Raw genomic sequence first — 22059 nt, forward strand, 5'->3', positions numbered from 1 at the left:
AAATTTAGAAAAGCTATTGGTCTTTCCAGGGAGCTTCGGCAAGTTCTTTCACTTTTTGCTGATGAATGTCACGTTTTTCATGCCAGATGGTAAGTTGTTCCTTAAAGGTCTTGCGCAAAAGTTCCATGCCGATGTTTTCACGGGCGCTTACCTGGATTGCCTCGGGGTAGTTATCGTGGAGCTCGGTACGGCGGGCCTCGTCGCAGATTTCGGCCTTGTTGAAAACGCGGATTCTAGGCGTTTCGGGGCTGATGATGCCTTCCAGGGTTTTATGGGTGACTTCCAGGTGCTCGCGGTAGTCGGGGGCGGAACCGTCTACCACCTCTAAAATGCAGTCGGCGTGGGCGGCCACTCCCAGCGTGCTCTTGAAGGTCTCGATTAGGTTGTGCGGAAGTTTGCGGATAAAGCCTACGGTGTCGGACAGGATGATGTTTTCGCCGTCCAGGTAAAGCTTTCGGGTGGTGCTGTCCAGCGTTGCGAAGAGCTTGTCTTCTACGTACACGTCGGCACCGGTCAGGCGGTTGGTCAGCGTGGACTTGCCGGCGTTGGTATAGCCCACGATACCGATGTGGAAGATGTCGTTTCGGTTCTCGGCCTGGCTTTCTCGGGCGTCTTCAATCTTTTCCAGCTTCTTTTTTAGTTCCTGGATTCGTTTGCGGATCATGCGGCGGTCCGTTTCCAGCTGGGTTTCGCCGGGGCCCTTGGTGCCGATACCTCCGTTGTGCTGGCGGCAAAGGTGGGTCCAGGCGCCGGTAAGGCGGGGCATCATGTACTGCAGCTGGGCCACTTCGACCATGAGGCGGCTTTCTGCGGTAACGGCATGCTTTGCAAAAATATCCAGGATAAGGCCCGTACGGTCCAGCACCTTGATTCCCGGGAGCCGCTGTTCCAGGTTTCGAACCTGCGAACCCGAAAGGTCGTCGTCAAAAACCACCATTTTGGCATCCAGCTCTTCCAGGGCGCGTTTGACCTCGTTTACCTTTCCTTCGCCAATCAGGGTGGCGGGGCTAAAGTTCTGTACTCTCTGCAAAAAACTCTGTACTACTTCGGCGCCTGCGGTTTCTGCAAGCCTTCCTAATTCAGCAAGTTGTTCGCTGGCAAGCCAGGGACGCACCTTGGGTGTCGAAATACCCACAAGAATGCAGCGTTCCTTCTTTGGCTTGTGTTCAATAGCAAAATCTTTCATACGAGCTACATATTAGAAAATGTTTTTTTTATTATTGCGCTATACATTTTAAATAGTTATGAAAAAGATTAAATTAAAACGTTGGATGCCTTTGAATCCCGCCATCTTCGGGGTTGCAGCAGCGGTTGTGGTGCTTGTTGTGGTGTATGCCCTTTGGGCAAGGGAATCGTATTTTAAACAGATTGAAGAGGCGGTTGCTCAGGAAACCCAGCGACTGTCGGCCGATTTAGCCAAGACGGTGAATTACGGGAGAAGCAGTATCAAGCTGGTGTCCCAATCGGTTTCGAAAAAGATGGATGGTCCCGAGTTGCGCCGGGCCGAAGCCGTTTTCCTTTCCATGAAGGACGACGTGCCCTTTTCGAAGATCGAATATATTCGTAAAGATGGTTTGAAACTTTCTTACGACGAAGAACCGGTAGATGTTTCCGAGAGTCCCTTTTTCCGACAGGGTATGGCCGGCAAGTCCGGTATCTGGATTGACTATACGGGAAAAAAGTATGGTGAAGCACGAATTAACGTGTATACTCCCTTGTATTATGGTGATAAGGTCGTTGGCGTAATTACTGGAATCCTGGGTGGCAAAAATGATATTACTCCTATGCTCCAGTATACGGTCAACGGGGAACAGACCATCGGACTTTTGTGCGACAGGGAATTGAACATTGTCGCTTCGAGCTTTATCGATAGCGATTTTGGGGAGTCTTTTGAACAGCGCGCCCAGGACTTTTTCCCGCCAGAAATTGTAAGCGTGTTTAAGAAAAATGCCATACTCAATGATCTAAAGGCCTTTAGGGTCACTTCTGATGTCGGAACCTCTATTGCATGTGTCATGTCCGTCGAAGGATTGGGCTGGTTCGTGGTGCAAATGGTTCCGTACCATGTGTTAATTAACGTGACTAGGCATGTGGCCATCAAGGCGGTGATGGCGCTGTTCCTTGTGGTGCTTTTCTTTGTGATTTATATCCATTCCATTTACCGTACGAACAGTCGCCTGCGAAACGAAATGGTAGGCAAGCACTTGAATGTCATTAACGCGTTGACGGATTCTTATGGCAGTGCCTTTGTAATCGATTCCAGGACAGGCCTAAGCGAAAGCTACAGCATTGACCCCATGGCTTCGCGCTTTATGCAAGATGCCTTTGACAACGCTCCTCATTACGACCAGATTACGTCTTTGTACGTGAACCGCATGGTACTTCTCGAAGACCGCCCGCTCTTTGATAAGGTGCTGACCTTGGAACGGTTGAACCGGGAATTCCTGAAGCGTAGCCGGTTTGAATTCATTTACCGAATTTCTAAGGGCGGCGCGATTCATTACATGCAGATTCACTACGTGAAGCCCTCCAAGGACCGCCCCGAAATTGTCATGGGTATCAAGCTGGTGGATGAATCCATGAATGCCGAGCTTGACAAGCGTAAGGAATTGAACGACCAGCGTGTAGCCCTTGTGAAGGCCCTTGACCGCGCCCAGCGTGCCGACAAGGCCAAGTCCAACTTCTTGTTCAGCATCAGTCACGATGTCCGTACTCCCATGAATGCCATTCTGGGTTACGATGAACTGGCTCAAAAGTATTTGCAGAACCTGAACCTGGCTGACGCGGAAGCTTCTTTGCTGAAGTACTACTTGAACGGGATTCAGTCTGCGGGAATGCTCCTGCTTAACGTAATCAATTCTGTTTTGAGTATTACCTCCATTGAATCGGGGTATGAAAAACTTGAAGAAACGGCGGTGCTTACCGCAGCCCTGAGCGAAGACTTGGTGACGACTTTTGAACAATCTGCAAGACAGAAGAATGTCATGTTGCAGATTTCAAGAAACATCAAGACCCGTTGCGTGTATGTGGACAAGGTGAAGTATCACCAGATCTTGATGAACGTGGTGAGCAACGCCATCAAGTATACTCGTGGTGGTGGACTTGTGCGAATTTCTCTGCGCGATTTGCCTCATGAAAATCCGGACAAGTGCAATATCGAAATGGTTGTCGAAGACACGGGCGTGGGCATTTCGGAAGAATTCCTGCCCAGGGTGTTCGATGTCTTTGAACGCGAACAGACTGCCCTTACCCGCGGCATTGAAGGTACTGGTCTTGGACTCAGTATCGTAAAGAAACTAGTGGACCTGATGCACGGTACTATCAATATCACTAGCCGTGTGGGTGAAGGAACTCGTGTAATTATCGTGACTCCGCATCGAGTTGCCGAAGAAGATTTTGCGGTGGCTCCGACCGATGTGCAGCCCTTTAAGAAGAACCTTTCTGGCAAATGTATCTTGATGGCCGATGACGATCCCCAGACATGTGAAATCGTTTCGAATATGTTGAAGAGTCTCGGTGCCGATATCATTTGCGTGGAAAACGGCAATGAATGCTACCGTCGAGTGGATATGTCGCCGGCCGGGTCCTTTGACTTGATTTTGATGGATCTGAAAATGCCGCGAGGCGACGGCTTTGAAACGACGGCCTTGATCCGTAAGCTGGATAGCCCCCGTAAGTCTAGAATTCCTATTGTGGCTTTGTCGGCAAGCGCCTTCGAAGAAGAAAAGAAGGCTGCCTTTGATGCTGGAGTTAATGGGCATATCGCTAAACCCATTGATTTTACCGAATTGCTAGATTTGATTTCGAAACTGCTTAAATAGTATTGTTCCATGAAAATTCGCCTGACACAAGAAACCTTGAACCGCCTGAAACGCTTCCGCAAGAACAAGCGCGCGTTCTGGTCGTTGGTGGTGCTTGTGGTGGCGTATCTGTTGTCGCTTACCAGCCCCTGGACGGTAAACGATGAACCGCTGTACCTAAGTTACGAAGGCAAGTCCTACTTCCCGGCGTTTGTGCGCTATAGCGAAAAGGACTTTGGCGGAGAATACCAGACGGAACAGGATTATGCCAAGCTCTTTGCCGTGGTGCAGGAATGCGAAGAAGATGCTGCCGAAGGTTTTACCCGTGCCGGAGGCTGCCCCGAAATCTGGGCGATTATGCCGCTCATTGCGCATGATCCCTTGAAGGCAGACCTGAGCGAAGACGGTACGCCTCCTTTTGCGCCCAGTGCAAGGCATTGGCTCGGTACAGACAGCAACGGCCGCGATGTGCTGGCCCGCCTGATTCACGGTTTTAGAATTTGCATTAGCTTTAGCCTTTTGCTGACGGTGCTGGGAACCTTCCTGGGCATCGTGATTGGCGGTATCCAGGGTTACCTGGGCAAGTTCTGGGATACGGGCATGCAGCGCTTTATTGAAATCTGGTCGTCGCTGCCCATGCTTTACGTGGTGATTCTAATCGGCAGTATTTATGGCCGTAGCTTCTGGCTCTTGATTCTGATTATGGCGGCCTTCAACTGGATTTCGCTGAGCTACTACATGCGTGCGGAATTCCTGAAGCTGCGCGGCATGACCTACGTGCAGTCCGCCAAGGTGTTGGGCATGGGACATCGCCATATTTTCTTCAAGGAGATTTTGCCCAACGCCATGACTCCGGTGGTGACGCTATTCCCCTTTACGCTGATTGGCGGAATCGGTAGCCTCACGTCGTTGGACTTTTTGGGCTTTGGCCTGCAACCGCCTACTCCTAGCTGGGGCGAGCTCATGAGCCAGGGCCTCAACAACCTTTACGCCCCTTGGATTTCTGTAAGCACGGTGGCCGCGCTGTTTATTACGCTCCTTCTCACCACATTCGTCGGCGAGGGCGTGCGAGATGCCATGGACCCCAAATCTGGAGATCGATATGTCTAACCCGGTTTTGCAAGTGCGCGACCTCTCGGTGGCTTTCGGTTTCGACAAGAAGGGCAAGCCCCGCGACGGTATCAAGCCGCTACAGGTGACGGACCGCGTTTCCTTCGATATTCATCCCGGCGAATTCTTTGCGCTGGTGGGGGAGTCGGGCTGCGGTAAGAGCGTTACCGCCATGAGCATCTTGAGGCTGTTGCCCCAGCCCAGTGCCCAGATTGTAGAAGGCTCGGTGCTTTACAAGGAAAGCGACGATGCAGCTCCCGTTGATTTGGCGAAGCTGCCTCTGGCCGATTTGCAGAAGGTCCGCGGCGCCGAAATCGCCTGCATTTTTCAGGAGCCCATGCAGGCCCTGAATCCGGTGGTGACCATCAAGAAACAGTTGATGGAAGTATTCAAGTTCTGCAAGTATTCCAAGGGCGGCTTTATGACGGTCATCCGCGATATGCTTGCCCTTGCTGGCTTTAAGGATGTGAACCGCGTTCTGGAATCTTACCCGCACGAGCTTTCGGGCGGCATGCTGCAGCGCGTGTGCATCGTGATGGCGCTGCTTTCAAAGCCCAAGCTCATTATCGCCGATGAACCGACGACGGCCCTCGACGTAACCGTGCAGGCCCAGGTGCTGGCGGTGTTGAAGGATATGGCTAGCCGCATGGGAACGGCTGTGCTCTTGATTACCCACAACATGGGAATCGTGTCCCAATATGCAGACCGCGTGGCGGTGATGTATGCGGGCCGCATTGTAGAAATGGGTGGCGTCCGGGATGTCATCGATAGGCCCATGCATCCTTATACCCAGGGCTTGCTGGCGGCTATTCCGGAGAATCACAGCGACATGCGCACCATGAAATCTATTCCCGGTTCCGTGCCGCACCCCAAGGATTTTGTGCAGGGGTGCCGCTTTGCGGACCGCTGCGAAAAATGCGCCAAGGCCTCTGCCGAAATGCGCGAGAAATGCCTGTCGGCGCAAGTTCCGCCCAAACAAAAAGCTCCGGATTCATCGAATCACGAAGCTCATTGTTTTTGCTTGTAAAAGCTGGTGCTTTTCCTTGAATTACTCTGTTACATAACGTTCTTTCTTGCATTCTGTTTTTGCAAGATTGCATGTAGATTCTCCAGATAGTTTGGAGTAATATTTACTGAGTTTCACGAAGTTCTCTATATCATTAGCCTTAAGACTATCTTCTTTTTCTGTTATAGAGTTCTGAAACATCATAGAACAGATGTCGTCAGTTTTGCATTCTTGATATGTATTGGCAACAAATTGTTCGGCTCCTTCTGGAGATCCATACGTTGTAAATATGATTTCGTCGTCTGTGGTTGAAGCAAATGCTGCATGATGTTCGTTTTCTGATACCTGGGAATCTGTCAATAGGGTGTCTTTCAAAATGAAGGAATCCCAATAGGTTTCGTTTAAGCGTTTCATGTAGTTGGCCATGGTCCATGAGTCGGAATGTGCGTAGTTCAGAAACAGATTGCTCAAAACGATGCTGTCGTTTTCGATGTAGATTTTATTGTCCTTGACATGGGTGCTTGCATTGCATTCAAACGTGTAGCTGCAACTGGTAACTTCGTTGTTCGTTGCAGATGTCGAACTACTGTCGTCTGAACATGCAACAATGAATGTTGCACAGAGTGCTGCGAGAAGAATTTTATTCATTGTATTCCTTATCATTTAAATTCCTTGCACCACTTGGGCACGATATCTGTCGCCTTGCCTTCTACGAACACGTCGGTGTAGGGGTCGCTGGTAGGCACTTCCAGATTCAGGCAGGTGACTTTCGCGCCGAAGCTCTTGGCAAAACTCTTGAAGCCGGCGGCAGGGTACACCACGCTGCTGGTGCCGATGTAGACGAATTCCTTGCAGTGCCTCAGGGCGTCCTGGATTTCTTCCATGTACAGCGGCTGTTCGCCAAAGAACACGATGTCCGGGCGGCTCATGGCTCCGCAGAAGGGGCAACGGGTTTCCAGGGTTTCTTCGCCGTCGAACATGAATTCATGCTTCGGGTTATGTTCGCAGGTCAGGCGCATCAAGTCGCCGTGCATGTGCAGCACCCGCTTGGAACCAGCGCGTTCGTGGAGGTTGTCCACGTTCTGGGTCACCAGCAAGAAGTCGTCGCCTAGGCGCTTTTCCAGTTCGGCGAGGGCGAAGTGGGCGGCGTTGGGTTCGTGTTCCTTCAGTCCCTTGCGCAAGAAGTTGTAGAAGTCCTTTACGCGCTTCTTGTCGCGGTAGTAACCTTCGGGCGTGCAAACGTCCTCGATGTTTTCGTGTTCCCACATGCCGTCATTGCCGCGGAATGTGCGAAGCCCCGATTCTGCACTGATACCGGCACCGGTCAGTACGACGAGTCTAGGAAACTTGGTAGTACTCATTAGCAGATTTCTCCAAAGAACAGGGTTTCTGCCACGATGCCGTGTTCGAAGTCGGGCAGGTAAAGGCTTTCGTTTTCGCCGTGGGCGTTACATTCGGGGTCTTCGAGGCCCGTGAGCAGAATGGGAATGTCGCCGAAGGTATTGCGGAACAGTTCTGCGCCAGGGATGCTTGCGCCGCAGCCGATAAACTTGGTCTCGGCTCCGTATGCCTTCGCCATGGATTCGCTCATCTTCTGGAAGAAGGGGTGAGTGGTGTCTGTCACGAAGGGATTGGCTCCGTCTTCGGTGGCAATGCTGCATTGCAGACCGTAAGGTACTTGCGCCTGCAAGAATTCTACCAGTTGCTGGGTGGCTATGTCGGCGTTCATGCCGGGGGCGAGGCGAATGCCGATGCGTGCGTAGGCGGAGTTCTGCAGAACGTTGCCGGCGTTCACTCGGCTGCCCACTTCCATGGCGGTCACTACGATAGAGGGTCTGCGCCACAGTGAAAGCAGGATTTCGTCTTCGGGAACTTTCAGCTTGACGCTGTCCAAGATGCCGCCGTCATTGCGGAAAATCTTCTCGGTCATGCCCAGGCTCTTGTAAGAGGCCAGTTCCGCTTCGGTGGGGGGCACCAGGGTGTCTTCGAAATGGGGAATCAGGATGTTGTCCTTGCCGTCAGAAAGGCTAGAGATCATGCGGCAAAGCACCTGGCCCGGGTCAGGGATGGGGCCAGACCAGCTGCCCGAATGGAGGGGAGCCTTGGTGGCCTTCAGTTCCACGTTCACGGCGCTCATGCCGCGCAGCGTGGTAGTGATGGAGGGCGTACCCTTGGCGAAGTTGCCCAGGTCTGCTACGATTACGGCGTCGCACTTCAAGAGTTCGGCGTTCTTTTTCAAGATGGTTTCGAAACCTGCGCTTCCGGATTCTTCTTCGCCTTCAATCAAGAACTTGAGGTTTGGACCGTCGTTCTTCTTGAGGGCTCGCACCTGTTCCAAGGCTGCCAGGTGGGTTACAATACCGGCCTTGTCGTCGGCGGTTCCACGGCCATAGAGTCGGTCGCCCTGGAGGCTCGCTTCAAAAGGCTTGGTGTTCCAGAGGGTTTCGCGCATGGGTGGCTGTACGTCGTGGTGGGCGTACAAAAGTACCGTGGGCTTGTCGGGGCTGGTCAGGCTTTCGCCGTATACCGAGGGGCGTCCGCTGGGGGGCAGCAAAAACTGCACGTTGGTGAGCCCGGCCTGCAAGAAGAGCTCCTTCACCTTTTCGGCAGATTCCAGCACGTATTTCTGGTCGAAATTGTCGAAACTGATAGACGGAATTTTTACCAGATCGCTTAGGGTCTGGATATAGGCGGGCATCTTTTCGCGGATGGCCTTGACGACTAAATCGATTGTTTTCTGTTCCATATTCGTTAAACAAAATAGAAAACGAATGGTAAAATTGTCCCAGGTGGGGTATATTTTCTATTTTTTAGGGTATAAGTTTAGGCAAAAGGAATACCCATGTCTTTTAATTGTGTAAACCACGAGTATTACCTGAATTTCGGCGACCGCATGTTAGCGCTGATTCGCCGCATTTTTCACAAATATCCCGAATTTCGCCACGATTCCTTTAAGCATGTTGCCCGGTTTGCCCCCTACATTCCGTTTTTGGGTGGCCGTCCTGACCTGAGCAAGACGCTCAAACGTGTTATCACTTTCCCCGATCACAGCAATTCCCTTTACCTGGGTTGCCCCATCATTTTGGCCGCCGGTGCCAACAAGACTGCCAAGCGCATTTGCGACTATGCCAACATGGGTTTTGGCGGCATTAGCGTAGGTACCGCGACCCGCAAGTTCCGCGAAGGCAATACCCACCGCCCCCGTATCGGGTTCCTGGAAAACGACCGTGCCATTCATAACAGCATGGGTCTGAACAACGAAGGCGTCGAAGTCATTGCCCGCCGTGCCGACGAACAGCTGACCAAGGCCCACAAGGTGGGGCTTTGCGTGGGTGTTTCTGTGGCTGAGACTCCGGGCCTCACCGACGACGAAGAAAAGCTGAAGGACTTGCTGGAAAGTTTTGCCATTGCCTACAAGGCCGGCGACTTTATTGAAATCAACTTGAGCTGCCCCAATACCGGCGAATCCCGCGTGGACATGGACTTGTCGCTGACGGAACGCATCTTTGGCGAAATCATGAAGTACCGCAATGCCCAGGCTATTCGCAAGGCGGTGTATGCCAAGATTAGCCCGGACTTGTCGGAACGCCACTTGGTGAACGTCATGGACATGATCGTGCGTACGGGCGTGAACGGCGTGGTGGTGGGCAATACTTACCCCACCAAGAAAATGAGCGAACTCCCGGTTGAAACCAAGTTCGAAGACTTGACTCCGCTTCGTGCCGATGGCGATTGCGGTGGCATGTCGGGCCGCCCGCTCTATGAAAACATGATGTGGAACGTGACCTACATTCGCAAGCATTACCCCCAGATTAGCGTGATTGCTTGCGGTGGCATTGACCACGGTTTCAAGATTTTTGACCTGATCAAGCTGGGTGTAGACGCGGTGGAATGCTACTCGGTGGTGGCCTTCCGCTGGATGGCTGCACATGCCATGCGTAAGGAACTGGAAGCGGCGCTCCTTGAAACGGGGTACACGACGCTTTCGGATTACGATGACCACAACCCCAAGCAAACCAAAGCCGTGTAATCCTGATTGATTCGTCATTCCGGCCTCCGAGCCGGAATCTCCATTGTTTTATGTCATACATTAAAAATTTTCGTTTTATTGCTATTGTGCTTCTCCTTACGGCGGGCGCTTCTTTTGCCGTCCCTTGGTTGGGCGTCACCTTTAAAAAGACCACTTTCGAAAATCACCTGGCCCTGAACGTTATCGGCGTCCATCCGGAGTCGGGCTGCTTTACGGCAGGCATGGTTGCCGGTGACCAGATTGTTGGTGTGCAGGGGAGCCCGCTCACGGACATGAGCCAGATTCAGTCTGTGGTTACGAGCCACAAGGCGGGGCAGAAGGTGAAAATCGAAATTGCCCGCGATGGCAAGAAGCAGACCTTGAATGTGGCCTTGACCGAACGCCCCGATGACATCAGCAGCCTGACTGGTTCCGCTATAGGCAGCAAGATTGCAAAATTCGGCGAGAACTTCTACAAGAATGGTGAAAAGCGCAAGGAAAAACCGAAGGCCACTCTCCTGGACTTCTGGGCCACCTGGTGCGGTCCTTGCCGCAAGACGCTCCCCGTGCTGGCGAACATCTACAACAAGTACAGTTCCAAGGGTGTTGAAGTCATTGGAATTTCCAGCGAAGGTCTGCAGGAACTCAATGCGTTCTATGCAAAACAGCACGCGTCGCCGTACCCGTTGTACCGCGACGCTTCGCAAGACCTTTGGCGCCGCTACGGAATTCGTGCGGTACCGACGCTTATGCTGTTAGATAAGGATGGCTACATCAAGCGAGTCTGGAGCGGTGCTCCGACTGAATACATGATCGAGCAGATCCTGAAAGATGTAATTGACTAAAGCGGTGGCGGTTGTTATTCAACTGCCGCTTTTTTCTGGGATGCGAAGATGTCTTCGTATTCTTCTTTGCTGATGCGTGCGTAACCGGTGGTGATGCCGCCGAATTCATAGTAGGCGGAGTCGCCCTTGACGCTCATGCAGTAGGGCATGTCCAGAGAATTCTTGCCGCAAAGCTTGCCTTCTTGAATGGTGGCGGACAGGTCGCCGTTCACGTTGCGGATCGTGTAATCCTGGTTGTTTTCGGTCAGGACTTCAAAAATCATATTGGCTTCGCCCTTCCAGCAGCCGGTATAGTTGGCGTTGTCGCCGCAGCCGAAAAGGAACATCGAAGAAATAAGAGAGGCAGAGATAAGAATTGCTTTTTTCATATCTTTAAAATAGTATTTTTGATGGCGAAAAAATGCAATTTTTTGTTAAACATTTGTACTTGTTGGCACCGGTTTTTGCAATCGCCATCTTGGGCGGCGTCTATTTGCTCATAAAAGCGAACGATCGGCCCATTCCCAAGTACGAACCCAAGCTGGTCGAAGAAACCTGGTCTGCCGAAGAATACGTGCGCCACTTGAACCTGAAACCCTTCAACCAGGGCGAAGTCCACAAGCTGTTGCTCAAGCGCACTCGTCAAAAACCGGGAGTTTATCTGGAAAGCCTGCTCCCGGCCATGGATACGGCAGGGATTGAAATCATTCATTGCTACCATGTGGTGATGGGCGACGATTACGTGCCCGTGATCACCAGCGGTAACGATTACCCCTACCACATGCGGGAGTCAAAGCATTACCAGAATGCGGCCATGGATTTCCGTATTGTAGATGTTCCCCTGAACAAACGCCGTAAAATTGTAGAAATGGCCCAGGATAAACTGGGCCATCGCTTCAAGGTTCTTTGGGAAAAAGGGGAGATGGAACATCTCCACCTTGAACTGGTTGAATTACCTTAGTGAGCAACAAAGCCCCAGTTGTTAAACTGGGGCGGTTGCGAGAGCGAGGCGATATCACATTCTTGACGATGCGATAGAGCCGAGCGGTCTCTTAATGAACACCGTTGCCGTCGGCGACGTCGCAGGTCACGGCCTTGCCGTTCACTTCGAGAGCAAGCGTGTCGCAGAACACGGCACCACCCTTCACGGAGAGGGCAATCTTTTCGAAGTCCTTCACCTTGAGTTCGCGCGGTTCGCTGGGAGCCACACCCTTGAACAAGGCGCGGTCACCCGGCTTGGCGTCTTCAGGCACAGAGACAAGTCTGCAGGTATGGGCTTCGTTGTCGAGATCGCCTGCAAAGAGCATGCCCTGGCTCATGATGCCGCGGAGGGCGCTGGGCTTCAGGTTTGCAAACAACAGAATCTTGCGGTCCTTCAGTTCTTCGGCCTTGTAGCTGCTCTTGAGTCCGCTGCAGATGGTGCGGAGTTCGCCTTCGCCGGCGTCAACCTTGAGCACGTAGAGGCTGGTTGCATCCGGGTGGTCTGCGACTTCGACAATCTGGGCCACGCGGAGGTCCATGGCGGCGGGCACGTCGGCGGCCATCAGCGGCTTGTTCTGCTTGGGCTTCTGCTGCGGTTCCTGCTTCTTGACTTCTTCTTCGATACGCGGGAAGAGCGGCTTGCCTTCGCCGAATGCTTCGCCACCCTTGAGGATGCCCCAAGCGAGGTCGTCGGCGCTCTGGAACTTGGAACCAATCATGGCGAGGCCTTCTTCGGACTTGCCCGGAATTACCGGCCACAGCAAGCAGAGGGAGAGACGCACGGCTTCGGCAGAAACATAAAGAACGGTAGCGAGTTCGTCCTTCTTGGTTTCGTCCTTGGCGAGCTTCCACGGAGCCTTGACTTCGAGGTAGCGGTTGATGCTACGCACGAGCTGCATGATGGTTTCGATAGACTGGGAGAGGCGAGCCTGGGGCAGGCCTTCCTTGATTTCGGCAATCACCTTGTTTGCAAGGTCGATGACTTCCTTTTCTGCATCGCCAATGGCTGTGGCGGCAGGGAGCTTGCCTTCAAAGTTGTTGAGCACCAGGCGGTGCACGCGGTTCAGCACGTTGCCGAGGTCGTTGGCAAGGTCGCTGTTGATGCGGCGCACGAAGGCATCGTGCGTAAAGTTTGCATCCTGACCGACGACCATTTCGCGGGCGAGGAAGTAACGGAAGGCGTCGATGCCGTACTTTTCCATGTAGTCCATGGGCTTCACGACGTTGCCTGCGGACTTACTCATCTTTTCGCCGCCATTTACGAGCCACCAACCATGGGCCAGAATGTGCTGCGGCAGCGGAATGTCGAGAGCCATGAGCATGGTCGGCCAGTACACGCTGTGAGTCGTAAGGATGTCCTTACCGATCAGGTGGTAGGTGGCGGGCCAAATCGGCGTGCCGTCGGCATAAGTCTTGTGGAAAGCGGTAGAGGCGCTCACGTAGTTGAGCAAAGCATCGAACCAAACGTAGGTCACGTAGTCGGTGTCGAACGGCAGCGGAATGCCCCAGCTCAGGCGGGCCTTCGGGCGGCTGATGCAGAGGTCGTTCAGCGGCTGGCGCAAGAATCCGCGGATTTCGTTCCAGCGGTAGTCCGGCACAATCCAGTCCTTGTGGCTTTCCAAGAAGTCAATGAGCTTCTGCTGGTAAGAACCCATCTTGAAGAAGTAGTTCTTTTCCTTGAGCCATTCCACCGGGCGGTGGCTAATGGGGTCGCACTTGTTTTCGTCTAGTTCGTCTTCGCTGAAGAAACGTTCTTCGCCGACGGAGTACCAACCTTCGTATTCCTTGGAATAGATTTCGCCCTTGTCCCAGAGCTTCTGCAGGCATTCCTGCACAAAGGCCTTGTGTTCGGGCATGGTGGTACGGATAAAGAAGTCGTTGCCGATGCCCATCTTCTTCCACAAGTCTTCGAAACGGTGGTAGTATTCGTCCACGTGTTCCTGCGGAGTCACGCCGCGCTTTTCGGCGGCACGCTGCACCTTCTGGCCGTGTTCGTCGGTACCGGTCAAGAAGAAGGTCTGGTAGCCGAGGATCTTGTGGAAACGGGTAAGAATATCCGCCAGAACAGTGGTGTAGGAGTGCCCGATATGCGGGGCGTCGTTAACGTAATAGATGGGGGTAGTAACGTAAAAATTTTTCATGCCCCCAAATTTAGTAAAATATTGGTTGTTGGCAAATTTTAATCTTTTTTGCGCGGTATTGTTTGGTCTTCCGCCTGGCTCAATTTAGATAAAATCTTATTGAGGCCTTTTTCGTTGGCGTCTGCAAAGGTCAAGTATTCTGTATCGGTGAATTTTTCTTTAAAGAGCGAATCAGGGATTTGATGCTGGCGACCGTGCAGGCTTACAATAAAATGCTGGGTTTGCCTTTTGTTGTAAATATCGTTGTAAGAAATGGTGAAGATATATGCGAAATAGAGGTTTCTGAATGAATACTCTGTGGTGTCGCTATTGACGTTGTTGTTGTTCAAAAGCAAAGCCATTTTTCTGATGAAAAATCTGAATTCTCGGTTATCGCACTTTATGTTATTCGCTTCGTCTGAGTGGCAGGAACCAATCCATTTGCTTTTGTATGCGAAGACGGACTTTTTCATGGATTCGAGGGATTTGTCGTTGATAATCCCTTCCATAAGAGTGATTACCGGAGTCGCGTTCACGAAGTTGATGCCGCGGTATTCTTTTTGAATGTTTATAATTAGGCTGGAGTCTTTGTCGAGGTAGCCCGAGATGATGGGCTGGGCGCTCAGCTCTGCATTTTCGAAGGAACGCCTGGAAATATCGTTTGCATTGAGCGAGGCGTGGTAGGCGAATATTGCTGTGGCCGTGCCGCAAATGGCGAGCAACAGGCTTATCAAGTGCCCGCAGGTGTCTAACCATTTCTTTTTATCCTGGCTGTTGTTGTTGTCGGTCATATTTTCTCCTTATAGTTTATTTTGTGTGGGGTATGGATAAAGTAGTAAAAAAAATGGTGGGGAGGGTGGAGTTGTTTTGAAATGGTCTGCACCGAAATCGAGACCATTACGCCCGAAAACTTCGGGGAATGGGTGGGGAGAAAGGCTCATTGAAGGGATTACAAAAATCGTTATCCTAAAAATGGGTAGCAGACACTTTCCAATAGGTCTTGAAATCTTCCGTTGAATATTTAGACACATACAAACTCTCCATCAACTGTTTGAATTTTTTATCCGAAAGGAACCTTCACCTATTCAAAATACTTCAAGAAATTATCCAATTCGCTAATTTGGACTTTCCTTAAAGCCTTCAAAAGCCAATAGGCCTAAGATGGATGATGTTTTTCAAGGCAAAAACTTACTACTTATACTGTCTGATATATCAAAACGCTTTCCAGTGCTAATCCAGAAATAATATCTTAAATAAGCAAAGCATATTTTTGCATTATCGTCCATATTCGAACAGATGTATTGTATAGCGGCTAATAATTTTTCCGGTTCACGATGGCTAAACATTTGCCCACGTCCTTCTCCGTCTTTAACAAATTTTTTATTAGTTTCGTCCAGATGCCATCCTTTTACATGTCCATCATCACCATAGGAAGTTGTATATTCATGTATATGCCACCCTTCAGTATTTCCATAGTATTTCCCCCCTTGTCCAGATACTTTAAAACCTCCTGGCAAATTAAGTCGGAAGTCTTTACCAACATGCTTGAATGGAGTATATTGTTGAATAACGTCCCAAAAAACGGCTTTTTTATTGACAATTGTTTCTTTTAATGTTTTTAATATATCTTTCCTTTTTATTCCATCTGCTATATACAAATCATTCTTCTCTATTAAGGTATTGATTAGTTCGTTTTTTAAATCGTCAAGTTTTTCTTTAATGAATTGAATAGGATCTAAAGGATTACAAAATTCTTTTATCAAATGGTTAATTTCCATATGCAACATGCTAGAATCTATTCCTGACAAAGATGGATTTAATGCTAACAAATGTGTGTTTAATGTTGCCAAATCTTTAATTGGTTGTCCATTTTTAGACCACATTCGTTGAGCAACAATTTTATTATGATTTGTTAGATGAGCGGAAGCGCAAATTGGAGTATTTTGGGTATGGAACAAATACTCTTTTCTCTGCACAGCCTTTTCTCCCATGACATCGGCTTCATGCTCTAGCCCAGCATTATCATTTACGGGCATGCCGTTAATATTCGTAGTGGGTGAAACTCGGCCGGCCATTTGCTGGGCAACATGCCAAGCTTCATGCGGGAGGTGCTTTTCTTGGCCGGGAGCAACATGGATATCTGTGCCTTGCGTGTACGCGAGGGCCTGTACTGTAGCGGGCTTGTTACTGTTATAATGGACGCGTACGTCATCCATCGAAAAACCAGATAGACTTTCGATACCCGATTTCAGATTGTCCGGCATACCCGTGTTATTTGGACGCGGAGTTTCTTCACGCTGGGCTGCATTATTCGTCATGTCTGCCTTTCTTTGTAACCCTTCGCTTTGTGAAGAGGAATCGAGAACGGATGAGGCTGTGGGGGCCTCCTTCTTTTGCGCGGGGGCTTGCTTTTGTGCGTAGGTAGTGCTCATGGGTATATCCTTTTAACTTTATAATGAGTGCATATAAGAGTTTTGGAATGTACTCTAGTTCATTGTTTATGCTTTAATCTGTTTCTTATCATATGGATTTTTTACGACCATGAATAGCTCTCATTTGGAGTTTTTTTTTGGTTTTTTTGGAGATTTTCTAAGAGGCTTTTTCTCTTCGTCTTCGTATTCCTCTTCGTCTTCGTATTCTTCTTCGTCTTCGTATTCCTCTTCGTCTTCGTATTCCTCTTCGTCTTCGTATTCCTCTTCGTATTCCTCTTCGTCTTCGTATTCCTCTTCGTCTTCGTATTCCTCTTCGTCTTCGTCTTCGTATTCATCTTCGTCTTCGTCTTCGTATTCATCTTCGTATTCGTCTTCGTATTCCATCTTATCTACCTCTTCCATTTTTTTCTTTTTCTTTTCTGTTTCTTCCATTTCCATTTTCATTCCCCTCCTCTTCATTCCTCCTTTTCCGCCCTCTTCTATATAAGTGGATTGATCTAGAAGAATACAATTTTCGTTAATTTGGGTAAACTTCATTTTGTTGTCTTTACGATTAAATATTTTGTCTGCAATTTCTTTATTTGGAATATTGTATTTTTGTTTAAAAACTTTCCCCCATATTCGCCATAATTTATCAAAACGAATGCCCTTGTATGATTTTTGTCTTTGTTTATTTTCTATTGTAATGTAAAATACAGTGCTGTCTTTGATTTTGTCGATATTTTCTCTTACACATTGAAAGCGAGCTCCTTCGGCAACCAATTTAGCGTATGATTCGGGAACATCATATCTAAATTTACCTTGTTTTTTTTCTGTAGAATTTCTATAAGTCCGATAAAAAATTGTTTTTTGGGGTTTTACTATATGTTGTTTCGGGAAAAAATTTTTTCCACTTTTCTCAATTCCTGTTTTTTTCAAATGAGAAATGTTTGCTGTTAATTCTGATTTTTTAGATAATTTAATGACTTTGGTAATGTATCCAGGAGCTTCTGTACCTCCACATAAACCATATTTACAAAGAACCATACGCGTCGTTAATTTAACCTCATTATTGCGTCTTGTATTGTAAGGAACAATAATATCGGCGTAAAAAACATCCCAATCTCCCATATTTCCCTTTTCACTATTTACCAATTCCCCCAATATTGATGCTATGTGGGACATGTCTTTCAAAGCGTTAATTTTATTGTCGTTTGCAGCTTCTTTTTTTCCTTTATACAAAGTTTGCTTTGCTTTTGTACAATTAATTTCAACAATCTCTCGGCATCCAATATATTCTTGGCCAACAGACATACCTGCAGGAATCTCTGCTTGATTATAAGAAATTGTGACGTCAAATTTATTACTTATACATTGTTGTACATCGGTCCTTCTAGGAAGTCTTTGTACACTATTTGTTTTCAACGGAACTCTTTTAGGAACAATAGTCTTTTTTTTTATCATTATTTCCGCCGCCTTCTCTCCCATCACATCGGCTTCATGCTCTAACGCGGCATTATCATTCACCGGCATGCCGTTGATATTTGTTGTGGGAGATACTCGACCGGCCATTTGTTGGGCAACATGCCAAGCTTCGTGAGGGAGATGCTTTTCTTGTCCGGGAGCAACATGAATATCGGTTCCCTGTGTGTATGCCAGAGCTTGTACGGTAGCGGGCTTGCTACTGTTGTAATGTACGCGAACATCATCCATCGAAAAACCAGAAAGGCTTTCGATGCCGGATTTTAGATTATCAGGCATCCCCGTGTTATTGGGGCGAGGAGCTTCCTCGCGCTGGGCGGCGTTGTTTGCCATGTCCGCTTTACGCTGGAGGGATTCGCTTTGCGAAGATGTGTCAAGAATGGATGCTGCGGTGGGTGCGTCCTTCTTTTGGGCTGTGGCTTGTTTTTGTGCGTAAGTGGTGGACATGTTTTTCTCATTTTTTTATTAGGGATGACAAGAGGGGTTATGCGAGTTCCTCTTCTTCGTCGGGAATGGCTTCTCGTTGGATAGACTTGCCTTGGACGGGTTCTTCCTCTTCTTCGAGGGAGGCGCGTTGGATGGCGCTATCTACAAGGTTTGCTTTGCGTTGCAGGCTTGCGTTTTGCAGCGAGGTGTCCATGAGGCTTGCTGCGTTGCTGTTGGCAACTCGCTGGGCGGTTTCTTGTTTTTGAGTGTAGGTGTTCATTTTTTTTCTCCTATTTGATTTTCCTTTTGGGGAAGTCGGCGTTGCGATATACCTTTATAAGCGATGCGGTGATTACAGAAAGAACTAGCACGATGATGGGCAGGAATCGGAATGTTCCGGCGAGCGATGTGGTCACTGGGTCGAATAGTACAAGTATGGTCGTTGTGAATGCGGGCGGGATAACGACCAGACCGACGAGCAACGCCAAATGTTTGTCGAAGAATGCGCTGATGGTGCACGAACCGAAGTAACCCAACAGGAGTGCCAGGGCGAAAATGTATACCAAGGTGTTCAGCAGGCGGAAAGCCCAACGGTACATGCAGAAAAACGGGATTTCTGTACGAATTTGGGAACTAAAGGTGATATCCTTGTCGTCTTTTTTAAAGTACTTGTTCAAGCATACTCCGATGTTGCCCGTGTTGCCGCAAATTTCCGCTGCGCCGATATCGGTGGCATAAGGGGCAATGCCCAAACTGTAGTAGGAGTCGTTATAGTAGGTGGCGTCATCGCTTAGTTGCTCCCATTGACGGTTGTCGAACCAAATGACGGGGGCGAGTGCTTTCAATACAATGTGCCTGTCTTCGCCCTTGAGGTGTAAGCTCAAGTCACTGTGGATGAGTCGCTTGCTGCGAGAAAGAGGTTCTTCGTTGATTACCAAAAGCAGGTTTTTCAAGTTATCGACGATTTGGTCGGATGATGGCTTGATTGCGTTTTTGGACTTCGGCTCTGTAATGATTCTGCGGAAGTTTGCGTAGCTGTAGATTCCTTCGGGACCCTTGACTGCGCCGGAATCGATACGGAATGAATAAATATCTTCGGTAAGATCTAGACGGTTTACCATCATGTTCAAGTTTACATTCGGGTTGCGCGAAAGTAGTAATTCGTGCAATCTCTTGAAGAAACTGTTGAACATGGCGGTAGAAAGGGAATCGGTGGGGTAGTTCTTGAAGTAGAGCGTTACTCCGTCGCCGCGGTTCCCGTAATCGTCGCCCGAAAAGCTGAGCTTGTTTACCATTTTTTGGAATAGCGTGTTGTTCGGAGTGCTTACCAGGGAATCGATTTCCTTTGAAAGTTTTGTGAAAAATTTTTCGAGTAATTCGTGGCTTTTGATTCCTTGCCAATTGGATTTTTCAATAATCCAGTCCATTTTGACATAGTGCCTGTGGGCCTCGGATACAAACTTTGAGAAACCTTTTCTGCCCAGATAAGCCAGGGTGGACATTCCGGAGGGCATGAGGAGGGAACCATCGGTATCGGCGTGTATTCCATAGAATGATATGCGGGTAATGGCGCTAAAGTCGACCCATTTTGTTGTGTCGCCAGCAAACCAATAGGGGTATATGCCGATGACTTCTCCGTTAAGTTGGTCTTTGCGACTGCAGCCACAGCCGGCACCGTTCCATTCGATGGGCTTTGAATCATCGAAGACTTTGTCCTGGTTCATGGCATCGTTTACGGTGCTTTCGAATATGTGCGAGTAGAGCGTATCGAGTCTGGTGAATACGCGGTACCAATGTTCATCGCTACAGGTGTGACCACGGTACCACTTGAAAAATTTTGACAAACGCTCAGATTGTAATTCTGTTTTCTGTGTTGATTTCTTTGTCGACTTCTTTTTCGTAGATGAGACTGGTGGCTTTGAAAATTGCGGCGATTCAATCTTGTCAACTAGATTTAAAAGGTCTTGTATTTCTTCTTTATTCCAGAGCACCGAATCAAAAATATCGAAGGCGTTGGTGGTGTCGGAACAGATGGCAAGTGATGCCGCCAGAAGGCTCAAGGCATATCGGCGTGCAAGCAGCGAATCTGCAAAACGGATGCCTTGCAGGTCTTTTAAAAATCTAAGTATGGTTGTAGAATACAGATCTCCTCGTATTTCCGAAACCATGTATTTCTTGAGTGAATCCATCCCGGCCTTGTTGAGCCAAACCTTGTCTACAATGGGGTCGGGCCAGGCTTCTTCCTTGATCATCTTTTCACGCATCATCCAGGTTTCTAGCACATAGTTGTTGACAACCTTCAGAAATTGCGGATAGTCCTGGAGCTCCTGCGACAGCTGGAGTGCCATGTCATCGCGTGAATTGAAATACCAGTTGATGTATTTGTCTAGAATCTTGAACGCTTCCGTGGTGTCTTTGAGCTTACCACCGGTTTCATAGATTTTAATGTTTTCAGGAGTGACTTCGTAGGTACAAAGTTCGCATGTGTATGCACATATGGCCGTAAATAGCAAAAATGCTAAAATGCGTGTGATGTTTCGAAACACGTTTGTCATACAATTTTCCCTTCTTTAAGCAATTCTCTAGAAATAGCTTGTTGTAAATCTAATTTGTTTATAACATCGTGTTTGTCCATAATGGCTGAAATGGCGGCGTATCGGGCAACATTTGTTAATGCTCCGCCTGCCAGTTCGTATTTTTCGGCAAAGTGTTCGAAAATTTCTTCGCGGTTTTCGATAGGCGTCTTTTCGAATATGTTTTTCCATAGTGTCAAGCGTTCGTCCGCTTCTGGCATCGGAAAATAGACCGAACTTTGGAATCTTCGTGAAAAAGCTTCGTCGATATTTGATTTGAGGTTGCTAGCCAATATGACAATGCCCGGAAAGTCTTCAACTCGTTGCAACAGGTAAGAAATTTCTTGGTTTGCGGCGCGGTCGTTTGAATTGTTGGCTTGAGTTCTTGCTCCAAAGAGTGAATCGGCTTCGTCAAAGAATAAAATCCAGTTGCGGCTTTCGGCCTGGTCGAAAATATTGGACAGGTTCTTTTCTGTTTCTCCGATATATTTGGATACCACCTGCGAAAGGTCGACGCGGTAGACATCCATGCCTATTTTTTTGCCGATAAGCGTTGCTGTCAACGTCTTGCCTGTACCCGGTGGGCCATAAAAGAGTACGCGGTAACCGTTTTTGAGGTTCTTGCGGAGTCCGAATCCGTCTAGAATTTCTTCGGAGTGGTTTATCCAGGTGATTAGCTGGTTTATTTCGCGCCTTGTTGTGTCGGCTAGAACGAGGTCTTCCCATTCCAGGCGAGATGTGATGCGCTTTGCCGGAAAATGTAGGCTATAGTCGGGCTTATTCTGTACACCGGTTGTCAAGTATTCTAGGTATTCCGAAGACAGACGTAGTGCCGCGGAATTCTTGGGTTCTCCGGGTTCGCCATATTCCAATTGCAAAAGTCGGCTTGATACAAGTTTTTGGTCGTTTTCGAAAAGTCGCATGACTTGGAGTCTTTGCGCCAAGTTGTCTCCGGCGAGCAAGAATAGCGCTGTTTCGCAGGTGGGCAAGAATCCCGAATGGCTTTTGCCGTGCCAGCCGCCAAATTCCGTGTATGGCCTTCCAAGAACCTTGTTGTTCAAGAAAAAGGAGTCGAGTGCCTGCGGGCACAAGTGGGGAAGTAGCGCAAGTGTTAGAACCAGACGCTCGTCAAAACCGAGTTGCAGGCGCAAAATGGTTTCTCCATAGGGCGTGTCTGTGTCGGGCGTTGGCGGTGTGCAGAGGTGTACATCTAGCATTTTGCGCTCGTCATCTTCGGCGCAGAAATACTGTTCGAATCGTAAATCTATGATTTGACGGCACCAGTCGATTTCATTTTTCAGAGTATCTTCCATATTT

Annotated in this window: 16 protein-coding genes and 2 pseudogenes; 6 read left to right on the forward strand and 12 right to left on the reverse strand. The window is 48.9% G+C overall.

Going from position 1 to position 22059, the window contains the following annotated elements; genetic code table 11:
- Nucleotides 1-13: 13 nt before the first annotated feature.
- Nucleotides 14-1186 (reverse strand): GTPase HflX, encoded by a 1173-nt coding sequence (hflX, locus tag ACJMNB_RS12800; RefSeq protein WP_405343095.1) that lies wholly within the window; start codon nt 1184-1186, stop codon nt 14-16.
- 58 nt (nt 1187-1244) lie between these two features.
- Here hflX and ACJMNB_RS12805 point away from each other — a divergent pair, with 58 nt between their 5' ends.
- Genes ACJMNB_RS12805 through ACJMNB_RS12815 form a run of 3 tightly spaced genes read left to right on the forward strand, consistent with a single transcriptional unit; the run spans nt 1245 to nt 5937 of the window.
- A complete protein-coding gene (locus ACJMNB_RS12805; RefSeq protein WP_405343097.1) occupies nt 1245-3821 on the forward strand; it encodes an ATP-binding protein in 2577 nt (858 codons plus the stop codon).
- A 9-nt stretch (nt 3822-3830) separates the two neighbouring features.
- On the forward strand, nt 3831-4910 hold the full coding sequence (locus ACJMNB_RS12810) for an ABC transporter permease (protein WP_405343099.1): 1080 nt from the start codon (nt 3831-3833) through the stop codon (nt 4908-4910).
- On the forward strand, nt 4903-5937 hold the full coding sequence (locus ACJMNB_RS12815; RefSeq protein WP_405343101.1) for an ABC transporter ATP-binding protein: 1035 nt from the start codon (nt 4903-4905) through the stop codon (nt 5935-5937). The genes ACJMNB_RS12810 and ACJMNB_RS12815 overlap by 8 nt, the downstream gene beginning before the upstream one ends.
- Nucleotides 5938-5958: 21 nt before the next feature.
- Here the strand turns inward: ACJMNB_RS12815 and ACJMNB_RS12820 are convergent, their stop codons facing one another.
- From ACJMNB_RS12820 to ACJMNB_RS12830, 3 genes are read right to left on the reverse strand one after another with little or no spacing between them, the layout of a single operon-like run.
- Nucleotides 5959-6564: a hypothetical protein gene (locus ACJMNB_RS12820; RefSeq protein WP_405343103.1), complete on the reverse strand. Its 606-nt coding sequence runs from the start codon at nt 6562-6564 to the stop codon at nt 5959-5961.
- Between the two features lie 11 nt (nt 6565-6575).
- Nucleotides 6576-7277 carry an SIR2 family NAD-dependent protein deacylase gene (locus ACJMNB_RS12825; protein ID WP_405343105.1) on the reverse strand — a complete coding sequence of 234 codons (702 nt, stop codon included), beginning with the start codon at nt 7275-7277 and terminating at the stop codon, nt 6576-6578.
- Nucleotides 7277-8662, reverse strand: coding sequence for a M20/M25/M40 family metallo-hydrolase (locus ACJMNB_RS12830; protein ID WP_405343107.1), 1386 nt, complete (start codon nt 8660-8662; stop codon nt 7277-7279). Before ACJMNB_RS12830 ends, ACJMNB_RS12825 begins: the two co-directional genes overlap by 1 nt.
- Nucleotides 8663-8758: 96 nt before the next feature.
- On the opposite strand from ACJMNB_RS12830, the gene ACJMNB_RS12835 reads away from it, so the two are divergent.
- Together ACJMNB_RS12835 and ACJMNB_RS12840 are read left to right on the forward strand one after the other, a co-directional pair.
- Complete coding sequence (locus ACJMNB_RS12835; protein ID WP_405343109.1) at nt 8759-9946, forward strand: dihydroorotate oxidase; 1188 nt, start codon at nt 8759-8761, stop codon at nt 9944-9946.
- A gap of 86 nt (nt 9947-10032) precedes the next feature.
- Nucleotides 10033-10770, forward strand: a complete 738-nt coding sequence (locus ACJMNB_RS12840; protein WP_405343111.1) for a thioredoxin-like domain-containing protein — start codon at nt 10033-10035, stop codon at nt 10768-10770.
- 14 nt (nt 10771-10784) lie between these two features.
- On the opposite strand, the gene ACJMNB_RS12845 is transcribed toward ACJMNB_RS12840, so the two are convergent.
- Nucleotides 10785-11138 carry a hypothetical protein gene (locus ACJMNB_RS12845; RefSeq protein ID WP_405343113.1) on the reverse strand — a complete coding sequence of 118 codons (354 nt, stop codon included), beginning with the start codon at nt 11136-11138 and terminating at the stop codon, nt 10785-10787.
- Between the two features lie 32 nt (nt 11139-11170).
- Between ACJMNB_RS12845 and ACJMNB_RS12850 the strand changes: the two genes are divergently transcribed.
- Nucleotides 11171-11710, forward strand: a complete 540-nt coding sequence (locus ACJMNB_RS12850) for a hypothetical protein (RefSeq protein ID WP_405343115.1) — start codon at nt 11171-11173, stop codon at nt 11708-11710.
- Between the two features lie 91 nt (nt 11711-11801).
- Here ACJMNB_RS12850 and metG read toward each other — a convergent pair whose 3' ends face one another.
- The 7 genes and pseudogenes from metG to ACJMNB_RS12885 all read right to left on the reverse strand — a co-directional run bounded on the left by metG (nt 11802) and on the right by ACJMNB_RS12885 (nt 22055).
- Nucleotides 11802-13871, reverse strand: coding sequence for a methionine--tRNA ligase (gene metG / locus ACJMNB_RS12855; protein WP_405343117.1), 2070 nt, complete (start codon nt 13869-13871; stop codon nt 11802-11804).
- 38 nt (nt 13872-13909) lie between these two features.
- Nucleotides 13910-14641, reverse strand: coding sequence for a hypothetical protein (locus tag ACJMNB_RS12860; RefSeq protein ID WP_405343119.1), 732 nt, complete (start codon nt 14639-14641; stop codon nt 13910-13912).
- A gap of 1185 nt (nt 14642-15826) precedes the next feature.
- Nucleotides 15827-16126: pseudogene (locus ACJMNB_RS12865) on the reverse strand (DUF4157 domain-containing protein); the annotation flags it as partial.
- A gap of 1608 nt (nt 16127-17734) precedes the next feature.
- Nucleotides 17735-18190: pseudogene (locus ACJMNB_RS12870) on the reverse strand (DUF4157 domain-containing protein); the annotation flags it as partial.
- 37 nt (nt 18191-18227) lie between these two features.
- A complete protein-coding gene (locus ACJMNB_RS12875; RefSeq protein ID WP_405343121.1) occupies nt 18228-18449 on the reverse strand; it encodes a hypothetical protein in 222 nt (73 codons plus the stop codon).
- 10 nt (nt 18450-18459) lie between these two features.
- The gene (locus ACJMNB_RS12880; RefSeq protein WP_405343123.1) at nt 18460-20724 is read right to left on the reverse strand and encodes a hypothetical protein; all 2265 of its coding nucleotides are present in this window, start codon (nt 20722-20724) and stop codon (nt 18460-18462) included.
- Nucleotides 20721-22055 (reverse strand): ATP-binding protein, encoded by a 1335-nt coding sequence (locus ACJMNB_RS12885; RefSeq protein ID WP_405343125.1) that lies wholly within the window; start codon nt 22053-22055, stop codon nt 20721-20723. The genes ACJMNB_RS12880 and ACJMNB_RS12885 overlap by 4 nt, the downstream gene beginning before the upstream one ends.
- Between the last annotated feature and the right edge of the window lie 4 nt (nt 22056-22059).

It is taken from the genome of Fibrobacter sp. (assembly GCF_045131395.1).
Taxonomy (GTDB): domain Bacteria; phylum Fibrobacterota; class Fibrobacteria; order Fibrobacterales; family Fibrobacteraceae; genus Fibrobacter.

Bases quoted from the DNA above. Each gene is read 5' to 3' on its own strand.
- hflX (WP_405343095.1), bottom strand. From the start codon at position 1,186: ATGAAAGATTTTGCTATTGAACACAAGCCAAAGAAGGAACGCTGCATT.
- ACJMNB_RS12805 (WP_405343097.1), top strand. From the start codon at position 1,245: ATGAAAAAGATTAAATTAAAACGTTGGATGCCTTTGAATCCCGCCATC.
- ACJMNB_RS12810 (WP_405343099.1), top strand. From the start codon at position 3,831: ATGAAAATTCGCCTGACACAAGAAACCTTGAACCGCCTGAAACGCTTC.
- ACJMNB_RS12815 (WP_405343101.1), top strand. From the start codon at position 4,903: ATGTCTAACCCGGTTTTGCAAGTGCGCGACCTCTCGGTGGCTTTCGGT.
- ACJMNB_RS12820 (WP_405343103.1), bottom strand. From the start codon at position 6,564: ATGAATAAAATTCTTCTCGCAGCACTCTGTGCAACATTCATTGTTGCA.
- ACJMNB_RS12825 (WP_405343105.1), bottom strand. From the start codon at position 7,277: ATGAGTACTACCAAGTTTCCTAGACTCGTCGTACTGACCGGTGCCGGT.
- ACJMNB_RS12830 (WP_405343107.1), bottom strand. From the start codon at position 8,662: ATGGAACAGAAAACAATCGATTTAGTCGTCAAGGCCATCCGCGAAAAG.
- ACJMNB_RS12835 (WP_405343109.1), top strand. From the start codon at position 8,759: ATGTCTTTTAATTGTGTAAACCACGAGTATTACCTGAATTTCGGCGAC.
- ACJMNB_RS12845 (WP_405343113.1), bottom strand. From the start codon at position 11,138: ATGAAAAAAGCAATTCTTATCTCTGCCTCTCTTATTTCTTCGATGTTC.
- ACJMNB_RS12850 (WP_405343115.1), top strand. From the start codon at position 11,171: ATGCAATTTTTTGTTAAACATTTGTACTTGTTGGCACCGGTTTTTGCA.
- metG (WP_405343117.1), bottom strand. From the start codon at position 13,871: ATGAAAAATTTTTACGTTACTACCCCCATCTATTACGTTAACGACGCC.
- ACJMNB_RS12860 (WP_405343119.1), bottom strand. From the start codon at position 14,641: ATGACCGACAACAACAACAGCCAGGATAAAAAGAAATGGTTAGACACC.
- ACJMNB_RS12875 (WP_405343121.1), bottom strand. From the start codon at position 18,449: ATGAACACCTACACTCAAAAACAAGAAACCGCCCAGCGAGTTGCCAAC.
- ACJMNB_RS12880 (WP_405343123.1), bottom strand. From the start codon at position 20,724: ATGACAAACGTGTTTCGAAACATCACACGCATTTTAGCATTTTTGCTA.
- ACJMNB_RS12885 (WP_405343125.1), bottom strand. From the start codon at position 22,055: ATGGAAGATACTCTGAAAAATGAAATCGACTGGTGCCGTCAAATCATA.